The organism is Longispora albida DSM 44784 (assembly GCF_000379825.1).
In the GTDB taxonomy this organism is placed as follows: Bacteria; Actinomycetota; Actinomycetes; order Mycobacteriales; family Micromonosporaceae; genus Longispora; species Longispora albida.
The window spans coordinates 821,300-835,722 of record NZ_KB903813.1 but is presented as its reverse complement, the minus strand read 5'-3'; the positions used below and the strand labels follow the sequence as shown (position 1 = coordinate 835,722).

General features: G+C 69.1%; 5 protein-coding genes. 3 read left to right on the top strand and 2 right to left on the bottom strand.

Annotation, left to right across the window (positions count from 1 at the left end; genetic code table 11):
* Window positions 1-68: 68 nt before the first annotated feature.
* Window positions 69-7,355: an SdrD B-like domain-containing protein gene (locus tag A3G1_RS41305; protein WP_085985653.1), complete on the bottom strand. Its 7,287-nt coding sequence runs from the start codon at window positions 7,353-7,355 to the stop codon at window positions 69-71.
* A gap of 355 nt (window positions 7,356-7,710) precedes the next feature.
* Here A3G1_RS41305 and A3G1_RS0103990 point away from each other — a divergent pair, with 355 nt between their 5' ends.
* From A3G1_RS0103990 to A3G1_RS33000, 3 genes are all read left to right on the top strand, one after another.
* Entirely contained in the window at window positions 7,711-8,721 is a 1,011-nt protein-coding gene (locus A3G1_RS0103990; RefSeq protein WP_018348174.1) for a metallophosphoesterase family protein, read from the top strand.
* Window positions 8,722-8,731: 10 nt separating this feature from the next.
* Window positions 8,732-9,559 (top strand): DUF11 domain-containing protein, encoded by an 828-nt coding sequence (locus A3G1_RS0103985; RefSeq protein WP_018348173.1) that lies wholly within the window; start codon window positions 8,732-8,734, stop codon window positions 9,557-9,559.
* Between the two features lie 311 nt (window positions 9,560-9,870).
* On the top strand, window positions 9,871-10,779 hold the full coding sequence (locus tag A3G1_RS33000; RefSeq protein ID WP_083936724.1) for an RCC1 domain-containing protein: 909 nt from the start codon (window positions 9,871-9,873) through the stop codon (window positions 10,777-10,779).
* A gap of 26 nt (window positions 10,780-10,805) precedes the next feature.
* On the opposite strand, the gene A3G1_RS0103975 is transcribed toward A3G1_RS33000, so the two are convergent.
* The gene (locus A3G1_RS0103975) at window positions 10,806-14,402 is read right to left on the bottom strand and encodes a hypothetical protein (protein WP_018348171.1); all 3,597 of its coding nucleotides are present in this window, start codon (window positions 14,400-14,402) and stop codon (window positions 10,806-10,808) included.
* Between the last annotated feature and the right edge of the window lie 21 nt (window positions 14,403-14,423).

The window sequence follows — 14,423 nt, the reverse complement described above, 5'->3', positions numbered from 1 at the left end:
CCGGCCGCGCGTCCTTCGTGCCTTTCCTCAGGGGGCGGGCCCGTCACCAGGCCCGCCCCGGTGCCTGACTAGCTCCGGAAGGTCCACCCCTTCCCGGCCCGCGTCCTGCGGATCATCACCAGGCCCGCGCCCAGCATCAGCAGGCCGGCCGCGATGAGGCCCAGGAGCGGCGCACCCGTCACCGGGATCACGGGGATCGGCGGTGCCGGCGGAGGCGGAGGCGGCGGAGGAGCCGCGTCCGTCTTCGCGTGGTACGGGTCAGCGTCGGTGTACTTGGCTCCGCTGATCGTGCCCGTGCCGTTCACGGTCGCGGTGTCGACGTGCGTCGCACCGGCCGGGAGCGTCAGCGTGCCCTTGCAGAAGAACCAGCTGCCCGGGTTGAACGGCCCGGCCCAGCTCGTCCCGGAGGACGGGCCACCCAGCTTCGAGAAGTCACAGGTCAGGCCGGTGACGTCCCCGGTACCACCCGTGCGGGCGTCCGTGACCGACACGTCCTTGAGCGGCTCCTCGCCGATGTTCTTCACCGCGTAGAGGATCGTCCGCGGCTTGCCCGGCTCGTACTTCACCGCGTTGCCGGAGGTGTTGGCGTCCTGCTTCTGGTCGGAGCTGATCATCGACGGGTCGTACGGCTCCGGCATGCCCTTCTCGCCGTCGTACTTCTTGATGCTGATCCCGCCGACCTTGGCGTGGAACTCGTTCTCACTGCTCACCGGCTTGCCGTCCGGGCCGACCGTCGCGTCGACGCGGACCTTGTCGGCGTGCGGCTTGGCACCCGGCGGGAGCGTCAGCCGTGCCGAGCAGGTGAACTTCTCGCCTGGCTTCCACATCCGCGTCGGCGGCTTGGCGAAGGTGGCATCCCACTTCACCACCTGCGATCCGTCAGCGCCGGCCGTGGCGGCCGTCGGCGTGCCCTGCCCGGGGAAGACGCACTGGAAGTCAGTGATCTTCGCGTCCCCGGCGATCGTGCGGTCCGTGATGGTCACGTTGGCCAGATCGGAGGCACCGTTGTTCGTCACCGGAATGTCGATCACACGGGACTCACCGGGCTTGAAGACCATCGGGTCGTTCGACGTGTCGGCCTTGTTGCCGGTCTCCTTGTCGTTCTTCTCGATGATCGGGTTACCGTCCGGCGGCACCTTGGCGTGGAACGGGTCCTCGTCATCGACCTTCCCGATGATCTTCCCGTCCTTGTCGACCACGTCACCGGTCACCCCGGCGATGTCGTGGTGGGTGTCCCCGGCCTTCATGTCCAGGGTGCCCTGGCACCGGAACGACGCTCCGGGAGCCAGCGGGCCCTTCCAGGTCAGCCCGGTCGAACCGTCGGGGAAGGTGCACTTCCAGTCGGTCACCTGCGGGCCGGCCTTGGTCATGTCGTCCACCACGACGTTGGCGATCGGCATGTCACCGGTGTTGGTGACGATGGCGTACACCGGCTGCGGGCCAGGCTTCTGGTACGTCACAGCGTTGTCCGCGGTGTCGGCGTCCACCTTCCTGTCCCACGAGCCGTCGGTCGCCCCGCCGTAGACACCGTCCTTCTTGTCCGGCCCGTCGACCGGGTTGGGCGGGATCTTGGACGGGTCACGGCCGTCGAACTTCACGATGTCGATCCGCCCGACCTTGGCGTGGAAGTCGTTCTCGCTGCTGACCGGCTTGCCGTCCACGCCGACCTTCGCGTCGACGCGCACCTTGTCGGCGTGCGGCTTGGCTCCGGCAGGCAGGGTCAGCTTCGCCGTGCAGGCGATCTTCTCGCCCGGCTTCCACATCCGCGACGGCGTCTTCCCGAAGGTGGCATCCCACTTCACCACCTGCGAACCATCGGCGTTCGCCGTGGCCTTCGCGCTCGTCCCGTCGGGGAACGTGCACTGGAAGTCCGTCACCTTGGCGTCACCGGCGAACGTCTGGTCCGTGATCCGGACCTCGGCCAGCTCGGAGGCACCGTTGTTGGTCACCGGGATGTCGACCACCCTGGTCTCGCCAGGCTTGAAGGCCTGGGCGTCGGCCGCGGTGTCGGCCTTGTTACCGGTCTCCTTGTCGTTCTTCTCGATGATCACGTCACCGTTCGGCGGGACCTTGGCCCAGTACGGGTCCTCGTCGTTCACCTTGCCGATCGGCTTCTTGGTCACCGGGTCGTAGCCCTCGGCCACCACTCCGGCGATGTCGTGGTGCGTCTCGCCCGGCTTGAGCTCCAGCGTGCCCTGGCAGACGAAGCTCTTGCCGACCTCGAGCGGCCCTGCCCAGGCGAGGCCCTTCGACCCGTCCGGGAACGTGCAGCTCCAGTTCTTGATCGCCGGGTCGATCTTCGTCAGGTCGTCGACGATCACGTTGACCAGCGGGACGGTACCCGTGTTGGTCACGATCGCCATGATCGGCTGCGGGCCGGTCGTGGCACCGTTCAGGGCGTACGTCACCGCGCTGGGCTCGGTGTCCGCGTCGACCTTCTTGTCCCACGAGCCGTCGGTCGCCCCGCCGTAGGTACCGTCCTTCTTGTCCGGTCCGTCGACCGGGTTGGGCGGAATCTTGCTGGCGTCACGGCCATCGAACTTCACGATGTCGATCTTGGGTACCCGCGCGTTGAAGTTGTTCTCGTCGCGCATCGGCTTGCCGTTCCACGTGCCGTCGATGGACACCTTGTCCTCGTGCGGCTGCGCGTCCGGCGGCAGGGTCAGCTTCGCGTGGCACAGGAACTTCTCCCCGGCCTTGAACTTCCGGGCCGGCGGGGTCCCGAACGTCGCGTCCCACCGCACGACCTGCGAGCCGTCGGCCTGGGCCGTGCCCTTGGTCGGCGCGCTGTCCCCGGGGAACGTGCACTCGAAGTCGGTGATCTTCGCGCCGCCGGAGATCGTCCGGTCGGTGATCCGCACCTCGCTGAGGTCGTCACCGCCGTTGTTCTCCACCGGCATCTCGATCACCCGGGTCTCGCCCGGCCTGAACACCATCGCCTCGCCAGGGGTGTCGGCTTCCCGGCCGGTCTCCTTGTCCCGCTTCTTGATGATCGGGGACGGCGGAGGCGGCGCCGGAGGAGTCGTCACCGGCGGAGTCGACGGCGGCGGCGTGACGATGACCTTCGTCCAGAACGGGTCCTCGTCGTTGACCGGCTTGATCGGCTTGCCGCTCGCGTCCACGGCGAGCGCTGTCACCCCGGCGATGTCGTGGTGCACCTCGCCGGGCTTGAGCTCCAGCGTGCCGTTGCAGACGTAGCTCTGGCCGGGCAGCAGCGGGCCCTTCCACGCCAGGCCCTTGGACCCGTCGGGGAACGTGCAGCTCCAGTTCTTGACGGACGGCTCGCTCTTCGTGAGGTCGTCCACCACGATGTTGATCAGCGGGGTGTTACCCGTGTTGGTGACGATCCCCGTGACCGGCTGCGGGCCGGTGGTCGCACCGTTCAGGGTGTACGTCGCCGCGTTCGCCTCGGTGTCCGCGTCGACCTTGATCTCCCAGCCACCGTTGGTCGCGCCACCGTAGACACCGTCCCTGGCGTCCGGTCCGTCGACCGGGTTGGGCGGGATCTTCGACGGGTCACGGCCATCGAACTTCACGATGTCGATCGCGGGTTCGGTCGGCGGAGGCGTCGGCGTCGGCGGCTTGGTCGTGGGACCAGGCGGCGTGGTCGGCGGTCCCGTCGTCGGCCCGGGCGGGGTCGTCGGCGGAGCCGTTGTCGGGCCCGGAGGCGTCGTCGGCGGGACGGTCGTCGGCGTCACCGGCGGCGTCGTCGGGGTCACCGGCGGCGTCGTCGGGCTGGTGGGCACCTTCGCCCAGTACGGGTCCTCGTCGTTGACGTCACCGATGACCCGGTTGTCCTTCGGGTCGATACCGGCGGCGACCACACCGGCGATGTCGTAGTGGACGTCGCCGGGCTTCAACTCCAGCGTGCCGCCGCACACGAAGCTCTTGCCGACCGCCAGCGGCCCGCTCCACGCCAGGCCCTTCGACCCGTCGGGGAACGTGCAGCTCCAGTTCTTCACCGGCGGGTCCTGCTTGGTCAGGTCGTTGACCACGAGGTTGACCAGCGGAACCGTGCCGTTGTTGGTGATGATCGCGTTCACCGGCTGCGGGCCGGTCGTCGCGCCGTTCAGCGGATAGAGCACCGCGTCCGGCTCGGTGTCGGCGTCGACCTTCGCGTCCCACTTACCGGGCGTCGGGCCGCCGTAGACACCGTCCTTCTTGTCCGGGCCATCGACCCAGTCCAGCGGGGCGTTCGCCGGGATCTTCGACGGGTCACGGCTGTCGAACTTCACGATGTCGATCTTCGGTACCACCGCGGTGTAGTCGTTCTCGCGGTGGATCGGCTTGCCGTTCCACGTGGCGTCGAGCGAGATCCGGTCCTGGTGCGGGTCCGCGTTCGCCGGCATGGTCAGCTTCGCGTAGCACATGAACTTCTCGCCGGCCTTGAACATCCGGGCCGGAGGGTTCCCGAACGTCGCGTCCCACCGCGCCACCGTCGAGCCATCGGCCTGGACAGTGCCCTTGGTCGGCGTGGTCTGCCCGGGGAACGTGCACTCGAGGTCGGTGACCTTCTGGCCACCAGCGATGGTCCGGTCGCTGATCCGCACCTCGCCGAGGTCAGCGCCACCCTTGTGCTCGACCGGGATCTCGATCACCCGGGTCTCACCCGGCGCGAACACGATCTGGTCGGCCCTGGTGTCTGCCTCGCGCCCGGTTTCCTTGTCCCGCTTGGTGATGATCACGTCCGGCGGAGGCGGCGACGGTGGCGGCGTCGTCGGCGGAGGCGTCGTCGGCGACGGGCTCGGGCTCGGGCTCGGCGAAGGCGACGGGCTCGGAGACGGGCTCGGGCTCGGTGAAGGCGACGGGCTCGGGCTCGGCGAAGGGGACGGGCTCGGGCTCGGAGACGGGCTCGGGCTCGGGCTCGGTGAAGGACTGGGTGAAGGCGACGGCGAAGGGCTCGGCGACGGCGTCGGTGACGGCGGCGGCGCCTTGTTGAAGCCGAAGTCGAACGTGTGGTCGTTCTGACCGGAGCTGCCGGTCGTGACGTCCTTCGTCGGGAACTTGCCGCCGGCCCCGTCCTTCATGGTGCCGTCGGAGTCGATGGTGTCCTTGGTACCGGCGTCGTTCACCGTCAGCTGGTAGCCGTCGAGCGGGCCACCAGCCTGGTAGTCCTCGGGCTTGTCCAGCCGGATCGTGTAGTTGTAGTTCCGGTTGAGGCCACCCTGGACGTTGTTGTCGTTGAAGTAGTACTCACCCTTGGAGTTGGTGATCTGGGTCGCGACGACCCTGCCGGACGGGTCGTACAACCGGACCGTCACGCCAGGGACGGGCTTCTCCTGCGGGTCCTGGATGCCGTCCTTGTTGTCGTCGATCCAGACGTAGTTACCGATCTCGAGTGGCGCCTGGTCACACAGCGTCTCGATGTCGGTCATACCGTTGTTCTTGCGGAAGGTGTCGTACCACCGGTCGGGGTACGTCTGCCATCTCTTCCAGGTGTCGGTGTACTTGCCGTTGCTGTTCTTGTTGAAGATCACGCCACCGGTGTAGAGGCCGATGGGGTCCAGGCCGGTCTGCGCGAGGGCGTCCCGGCCAGGCACCGTCCACACACCACCGTGCTGGAGCTCCCGGTGGTAGCCGGGAGGCGAGTAGTCCTGGTAGTACTCACCGCCACCCGGGCCCTCGCCGTTGGTGGGGTCACCGCCGGTCCGGTCGCCGCACTTGCCGGCGTTCTCCAGCTTGTAGTTCCCGTCGACCTTGCACACCCGGACGACGTCGCCACCGGAGACGATGGCGCCGACCTCCGGGTTGTACGCCTGGGTCATGTCACCGAAGACGTCACGGAAGCCGAGGATCATGTCCTCGCCGTCGAAGGTGATGCCGGTGAACAGCGGCATCGCGTAGGTCCAGTGGGTGTAGTACGGGACCTTGCCGCGCGGGTTGGTGTTCAGCCACGGCTTCCACAGGCCACTGTCCGGGTTGGGGCCGAAGGTGCTGACGTAGGCGGTGGCTGGCCGGGTCTGCGGCGCCCATTCGAAGACCGGGGCGTCGCTCCACTTCTTGGTCTTCACGTCGTACGTGTAGACGTAGGCCGCCAGGTCACTGGCTGACTGCGTGCTCTGCGCCGTACACGTGATACCGACGTAGACCTTGCCCCCGCGGACGGTGGCGGCGAACGGCACCGTGTCGGAGTCAGGGCAGGTCTTCGACGCACCTGGCAGGTTGACCGGAACCGGCGTCCTGGTCGCCTTGTTCGGGTCCTCCAGCGGCAGGGTGTAGAGCTGCCGGTCGGCGAGGTTGATCGTGTACACGTTGGTGTCGTCGGAGGTCAGGCCACCCAGCGCGGTGTGGCCGACCTTGTCCCACGTCGTGTCGGTAGCCCACTTGGTCGCGAAGGGATAGTCCCGCCCGGTGTTGGTCGGCCAGTCGGTCCGGTCGTCGGTGCCAGCGGTACCCGCGCCGAAGATCTTGTTCAGGTCGGCCCACACCGCGGTGTTCGGCAGGCTGCCGGTGGTCGCCGACTTGTAGATCGCGCCGGTACCGCCCGGCCCGAGGCCCGAGGAGGTCCGGTAGTAGGCGGCGGTGTAGACGGACTTGGCCACGCCCTTGGGGGTCCTCGGGATGGTCAGGCCCCAGTAGGAGCCGGTGTCCTTGAAGTTCGCGAGGATGGTGTTGTAGTCCTTGTTGTCCTCGTAGTGGTCCGGCGCGCTGAACGGCGTGAGCAGCAGGCTCAGTTCCTTGCCGTTGACGCCGTTGATCGGGTCACCGAACCGCTGGCAGCCGTACGCGAGCTGCGGGTTGGCCTGGCAGTAGTCCTCGGGCAGCACGATGCCCAGGCTCGCCTTCGGAGTCTGCGAGAGCTTCACGAACTGGACGGTCGTCCCGTTGTCCGTGCCCTTCCAGCTGTCGTAGTAGCCCGACGGCAGGTTCGTGAACTCGATCCGCAGTTCGTCGCTGGCCGAGTTCAGGACCGGCAGGCTGTAGGAGCCGTCCTTCCCGCTCGTGGTCGTCGCGACGGCCTTGCCCGTCGAGTCGTAGGCGGTGACCGTGATTCCGGCCATCCCCGGGTCGTCGAGCAGGAGGTCGGTCTTGTTGGTCGCCGGGTCGTAGGTGTCCCGTTTGCCGTTGGAGTTGAAGTCCTTGAAGACCATGCCCGTCACGGTGCCGCTCGCGGCGGACGCGATCCCGAACGGCAGCAGGCCGAGCAGGATGACCGCAGCAACGAGGGCCGCAGCCGCCTGGCGGCTACGGCTGGACTTGCCGGACGCGCGATGCCCCCCCGGTGGCCGCGAGCTCGGTGGCCGCGCGGCTGACGCGCCTGCACCCGGACTCAGCAACCACCACCCGAGGCGCGCCCATACCCGGTTGGGCGCATTGCCCACTTCCTCCGGCACTTTCGCCCTGCGATGCTTCATAGCCTCTCCCTGCGGTTTCCGGCCAGCCAGGTAGATCCACTGCACACAGAGGCCATTCTGTGACGATCACCATGGGTTTTTGAGTTTTGCGCCAAAAAAAATTTCCGCGGCTATTCATGTGATAAAGCAGCGAAGTTCAAGTTAGGCAGTCATTAGGAAAATAATCACTATCTTGTACTGCTGACGCTGCTTATCCGTTTTTACACGGGCCGGAATCGGATATACGGATAGCAAATTCCCGCGCGTTCGGGCCCAGATCTGGCTTTCCGGCCGCTCGCGGCTCACCTGGGGCCCGAAACGCCCTCGCGGCGGCAATCGCCAGTCTGCACTGTTCCAGCCAATATCATCCCTTTTTATGTCCATTACTACTTTCATTCCCGACTGGGTACGGCGGTGCGCAGTCATCCTGATCGGCGTTCTGGCGGCCACCACCGTCGCGGCGAACGCCAGCCCGGCCCCGGCCCGCGCCGACTCGCCGCACCTCGTTTTCCACGTCCTCGGCGACCTGCACGCGAACGCCAACGGCTCGCCGTACAACGACCACATCCGGGCGGCGCTCCGCGACCTCAACAGCGTCTACCCGGCTGCCGCGCTGGTGATCAACGGCGACCTCACCGACCACGGCACAGCGGCCGACTACCGGGTCCTCAACGACCTGTTCGCGAACAACCCCACCCCGGCGACGATCCTCAAGGGCATCGGCAATCACGAGTACTTCGCCAAGTCCGGCGTCGCGAACGACAAGCAGCGCTTCCTCGACCAGGCCGGCCGCTCGTCGGTGTACACCCAGTCCGTCATCGGCGGATATCAGTTCATCCTGCTCGGCGGGGAGGACGTGCCGCCGGCCGAGTACGCGAAGTCGCCGTGGACGGCGATCCTGTCCGACGCCCAGCTCGACTGGCTGGCCAGCACCCTGGCCGGCGGGGACGCCAGCCGCCCGGCGTTCGTGTTCCTGCACCAGCCGCTGGAGAACGTCGCCCAGCGGGACCGGCTGCGTGAGATCCTCCGCGCCAACCCGAGGACGTTGTTCTTCTGGAGCCACTGGCACACGAGCCTGCGGGTCAACGACAGCCGGCTCCTGACCGACGCCGACCGGTTCGTGTCCGTCCACACTGGAGCCGTCGCGTACCTGTGGGACGCGAACCACGTGAAGCTCCCGGACGGCAACCACGGGCTTCAGGTCGAGGTGTACTCCGACATGGTCGTCGTCCGGGGCCGGGACATCGCGAGCCGCCAGTGGATCCCCGAGTTCAGCTTCCGCGTCCCGAACTGGGTGCAGGGCGCGAAACCCTCCGGCTACAGCGGTACGCATCGTCCAATCAGGAAGATTTCGCCAATAGCCACCCGTTACGGGAAAACCTGGTGATACTACGTCCATGACCAGCGGACGACACCTGACAGCCGCCGCACTGCTCGGCGTGCTCGCCCTCACCGGACTGCCAGCGGCAGCACACGCTGCCGACGGCCCGAACGTGACGGCTGACCTGACCAGTACCCCGTTCAACGCCAGCCCGGGGGACAAGGTCACTCATCAGGTCGTCGTCCGCAACACCGGCTCGGCCGGGGCCGCGGACTCCACCATGCGGTTCACCACCACACTGCCCATGACCGGGGTCGAGGCGAAGTCGACCCAGGGAACCTGCCGGACCGTCCGGCCGGACCAGGTGGAGTGCACCCTCGGCAGCGTCCAGCAAGCCCCGGCCGAGCCGACAGTGATCACGATCAGCGGCACGCTCGACACCAAGCGCCCGCCCGGCGGGCTCGTCCGCAACACGGCGACGGTCACCACCAGCACACAGGAGACCGTGCCGGACGACAACACGTCGATCAACGGGTACCTGATCGCCGCCCCGCCGCAGGCCCCGGTCAAGGCGGAGGCGTCCGGCGGCTTCTCCGCCCTCGGCAAGGTCGCGCTGTTCGCCGCAGCCCTGCTCGTGCTGGCCGGCCTCTTCGTCCTGTGGAACCGCTCTGGCCGCCCCAGCCCCGCGATCCTCCTGTCCCGGCTGCGCCCGGCCACCGCACCGGTCCAGCCGGGGTCCCGTGCTGCCAGGCGCCAGCCGGAGCCGCGACACCCTCAGGAGGCCCAGAGCCCTCCCGCTCCAGCTACCAGCCCGGACTCCGCAAGCAGCCCGGACTCCATGAGCAGCCCGGACGCCCGGCAGTTGATCCGGCCGGCGGCCCCGGCTGGCAAACACCGGGCCTGACCTCCGGCTCACGCCCGCGATTCAGCTCGGCTGGGAACTCCCAGCCGAGCTTCTTGTGTGAGGCCGCACCCGACACGGCGCTTTCTGGCACTGCGGGGCAAAAACTGCTCACAGTACCACTCAAGTCGGCAGCTTGGCCTAGTTCATGCAAGTACGAGAAATACACCCCTTTTCTTCGCACACTGCTGAAGTGTGGATATTGGCGTGCGTGTTTGCCGCAAACCTGCGGGAGCGGACATGACGGGACAAGCGGGCGTGGTCCCGGTCCCGAGCCCGCAGGGCCTAACGGGGGACCCAGTAGAGGAGTAGGCATGTCCGTAGTACGGAGATTGGCATGGGGCGGGGCGGTCTGCGCGGTGCTGGCCGCGCTCGCGGTCCCCGCTCTGGCGACGAACGAGGCTGGCCCGGTGTACGCCTGGGGCAACCCCGCATACCAGCAGAACCAGCTGCCAGACCTGACGGGAGCGATCGCCGTCTCGGACGGCGCCCAGCACAGCCTGGCGCTCAAGAAGGACGGCACGGTGGTCTCCTGGGGCGACGCCATCGGCAAGCCGCCGGACGGCCTCGCCGACGTCAAGGCCATCTCCGCCTCGAAGGTCGGGCACAGCCTGGCGCTCAAGAAGGACGGCACCGTCGTCGCCTGGGGCAGCAACACCATGAACGGCCTGGATGTCCCGGCAGGACTGTCCGGAGTGCAGGCGATCTCCGCCGGCGGGGAGGTGAACCTCGCGCTGAAGGACGATGGCACGGTGGTCGCCTGGGGCTACGCCGCCCGTCCGGCGCTGACCGTGCCGGCTGATCTGACCGGGGTCACGGCGATCGCCGCCGGCTACGACTTCGGCGTCGCCCTCAAGTCGGACGGCACGGTCGTCGCCTGGGGCGACAACAGCAACCACCAGACGGAGGTACCAGCGGGGCTGTCCGGCGTGACCTCGATCGCGGCTGGGGTGGCGAACGGGGCCGCGGTGAAGGCGGACGGCACCGTCGCGGGCTGGGGCGACAACGGAGCAGGCCAGCTCGACATCACCACGCAGGTTGCTGGGGTCAAGCAGATCGCGATCGGCACGTTCAGCGTCTACGGGCTCAAGACCGACGGCACCGTCGTCTCCTGGAGCCCGTACTGCGGTGTGGACGCCACCGAGGCACCGTCCGGGCTCAGTAGCGTCACACAGATCTCGGCTGGTACCTGTCACGCTCTGGCCCTCATCGCCACGGCCTGAGCATCCTCCAGCGAAGGGCCCCCGCGTTATCGCGAGGGGCCTTTCCTGTTCCTCGTGACAGCCAGGGTCAGCGCGTGCCACAGGGGTTCTGGCAACCACATACGGCGGCGCGCACCCCGCAGGCCAAGGATCGTCAGAGTGGCCACGGAAGCAGCCGCCCCGTGCCCAGAGAGCTCGCCTGGGGCGTAGGCAGCGGTGAGGACGGCATCGCCACGGCCCTCCACCAGCCAGCCGTTGGCGTACCCGTCGACGAGGACGTGCCGCGCCTTCCACCCGTCCGGCAGGCCCCTGAGCCGCCAGCCGGGCGCGTAGGACTCGGCGAGGGCCACGACGGTGGCGCCACGCAGCCCGGTGAGCCGGATGCTGTGCCGTTGCGGCCCGGAACCGAGCGGCCGGAAGTCCGGCTTCGCCGCCGTACGCCCGGCCGGGGTCAGCATGATCGCCTCGGCCAGGCCGTCCGGCTGCCAGGTGACCTCGCGGTAGCCGACTTTCGTGGCTGGCGTGCGGCCGTCGGCGTACAGGAAGAGCTTGAGTTCTGTCGTGCCGGGTTCCGGATGGACCACAGTGGAAAGACGGTGCCAGCCGGGCGCGGGTGACAGGGCAGGCAGCGTGGCGCAGCGTTCCGGGCCGGTCTGCCAGACGCAGATGCGGGCCGGGGCGCCCGCGTGGTTCTCGTAGGCCAGGTTGAGCCGGTAGGGGCGGGTCGGCTCGCCGCTGAGGGGCTGCCACAGGCACGCGCTGCCGGTTCGGGCGGTCAGCTCCACACCGGTCGTCCCGGTCTGCCGCACGGTGATGCCGGGGTCGGCCGAGCTCGCGTAGCGGTTGCAGTCGCCGAGCTGGCTGGTGATGTCCGGCTCCAGGGCCGGGCGGGCCCGCCGCGTCGTGAGCTGGTGCTTACCGGCGGCCAGTTCGCGCCAGGCGTCCGGCGGGTCGCTGACCGTGAAGCGCGCGGATCCGATCGGCCGCAGCGGCTCCAGCCGCACGGAGTCGTACTCGACGACGGTGCGCCCCTCACCCGCGCTGTCCGCGTAGAGGAACAGCCGGCCCGGGTTGGTCCGGACCAGCGCCGCATAGTCGTGCCAGTCCGTACCGCCGCCGTTCGGCTGGGGAGCCGTCACGCACCGGCCCGGCTTGTCCTGCCACACGCACAGCCGTGGCCGCGTGCCGGACACCACCCGGTAGCGGAACGCGAGCCGGTACGTACCAGCGCTCGCGACCTCGGCGGCGATGCACGCGGTGTGCGCCTCGGCCTCCAGCCGCAGCAGCCTGGTACCCGTCATCGACATCGTCAGCGCGCCCGGTTCGAGTACCTGGCCAGCCGTCCGGTTGCAGTCGCCGAGGTCGCCGAACAGGCCGAGTGCCTGCTCGCCCGTCGAGCCGTACGCGTCCACCTGGCTGCCGGGCGCGCCGACCAGCACGGGCTCGGCGAAGGGCTGGAGCCGGCCGTCGACGTCCAGTGCCACGACGCCGGTACCGGACAGCGGCAGTTCCAGCTCCGGCCGGCTCGGCAGGCGCACGCCGTCGATCGCGTAGTGGGAGGCGTCGGTGAACAGGAGTTTCCCGGGCACCTCAGCCGCCTGGTACGGGGCGATGGCGCCTGCCGTGCGGCTGATCCGGTACTCGGTGGCCTTCGTGGTGTGCAGCTCGTCGTCCTCCCCGCGCCAGAGCACACCGGCCGGTCCCGCCGACTGGTCGACGAGGACCGTGTCGTCGGGAGCCCCGGCCACGGCTTCGGCCAGCCCTGGACGGCTGTCTCCCCCGGCGAGAGCTGTCATGCCGGAGAAGACTCGGATCTGGCCTGGCTCGCCGCCGACCTGGTACACGTCGGCGATGTCCAGGCCGGGGCCCGCGCGGCGCGCCCAGTCCATGCTGGTCAGCGCCTCGCTGAGCTTCCGGGAGTTCGCGGCTGGCGGGCTGAACGGCGTCGTGACCAGGTCGTGCCGGACGACCACCTGCGTCACGGCGAGCGCCTTGAGCAGCCGGCGCGCCCCGGCGCTGTCGCCGAGCAGCAGCCGGTCCTGCACGGCGGCGATCAGCTCGTCGGCGCTGCCTGCCGCCCGGAAGTAGCCGCCGGGCAGTGGCTGCAGCACGGGGCGGCGGAAGAGCTGGCGGGGTACGGCGTCGACGCCGTGATACCCCCAGCTCGTCGTGACCTGGTAGTACGCGTCGAGCGGCAGCATCAGGACCTTGCCGTGCCTGGGGCCGGCGTTGACGATGTCCGCGGCTTGATGCCAGGCCCGCGGTACGTGGACGCTCGGGGCTGGCAGGGCACCGCGCCCGCCGTCGAGCACGGCACCGGTCCACAGTGGCCACGGATGCCACAAGGTACCCAGTCCCAGGAGGACGACCACCGGCAGCAGGACCGGCCTGACGTGCAGCCTGGTGATCCAGGCCGGCTGCCGCCCGGAGCGCGCGAGGTCGATGGCCCGGTCCAGTGCCAGCGCCGCCAGGGCCGCGTAGCAGAGCAGCAGCGGCACGCTCAGCTTGCTGGCTGGTTCGCGGAAGAGCCACATTCCCGGTACGTGGTCGAGCAGCCACAGGTTGACCGCACCGAACGGCGGATGGGACCCGGTACCGACGACGACCAGCACCGCGGAAACCCCTGCGAGCACCAGTGCGACCCGCCGCCGGGCCCGGTCGGCCAGCACGGCACCGGCCAGCGCGAGCACCGGCAGCGCCCAGGGCAGGACGACCTGCCCCCAGGACTCCATCGCCGCCCGGAACGGGAAGTTCTCGACGTGTTCCCAGCCCCAGTGCGAGTTCAGGGCGGCCACGTTCGCCAGCGAAGCCCGGACATGGGTCCACGACCAGGCGGACACGCTGGTCTCCGCGCTGAACTCGACGCCGGCGGACGCCAGGTTGGCCAGGCAGAACGGAAGTACCCACCACACGTTCAGCAGGACGAGCCACGGCAGCGCGCGGACCAGGCGGCCAGCCAGCGACCGGATACCCGTCCAGCCGGTGGAGGCGAGTGCCAGCCCGGCCGCGACGGCGACGGTCGCGGCGCAGACCACGAGCAGCGGCGGGTTGAGGGCCAGGTAACCGGCAGGCGTCGTCAGCAGCGCGAGTTGTACCGGAGAGGGGCCGCGCAGCCGGGTCACCCGGATCACAGCACCGGCCAGCACGCCTGTCAGCCCGATGGCCAGGGCCGGCAGCGGATTGGGGAACGCGGTCAGCAGGTACAAGTTCACGGCTCCGGCCAGCCCGGCCAGCGCGATCGCCACCGGGCGGCGGACCCAGGCCGCCGTCAGGTACGCGGTGCCGAACGCCGCGAGCCCCCAGCACAACGCGTACAGCAGGAACTGCGCGGCGACCGGCGGCAGCCCGAAAAGCCCCGTCCCCCACAGCAGGGCCACGTCGACGACGTCCGGTGCCGTGTACGAGGTCGCACCCGACCCGGTCCCCGCGTGGTTCCACAGTGCACCCAGCTCGCTCGCCGAACCCTCGCGCAGGTACGGCGACACGTCCCCCGCCGCGATGAACGCCCCGTCCGGGAACCAGCTGCCCGCGAACAGCACGGCCGTCGTCACCGGCAACCCGTACCCGACGAGCCCGAACTGCCGGGCGGCTACCCACCGCCGCACGATCGCCCACGTACGGGTGACGTCGGGCGGCAGGGACATCCGCGGCGGTCGCCGGTGACG

Coding starts and splice junctions, on each gene's coding strand:
- A3G1_RS0103985 (WP_018348173.1), top strand. CDS start 8,732: ATGACCAGCGGACGACACCTGACAGCCGCCGCACTGCTCGGCGTGCTC.
- A3G1_RS33000 (WP_083936724.1), top strand. CDS start 9,871: ATGTCCGTAGTACGGAGATTGGCATGGGGCGGGGCGGTCTGCGCGGTG.
- A3G1_RS0103990 (WP_018348174.1), top strand. CDS start 7,711: ATGTCCATTACTACTTTCATTCCCGACTGGGTACGGCGGTGCGCAGTC.
- A3G1_RS41305 (WP_085985653.1), bottom strand. CDS start 7,355: ATGAAGCATCGCAGGGCGAAAGTGCCGGAGGAAGTGGGCAATGCGCCC.
- A3G1_RS0103975 (WP_018348171.1), bottom strand. CDS start 14,402: ATGTCCCTGCCGCCCGACGTCACCCGTACGTGGGCGATCGTGCGGCGG.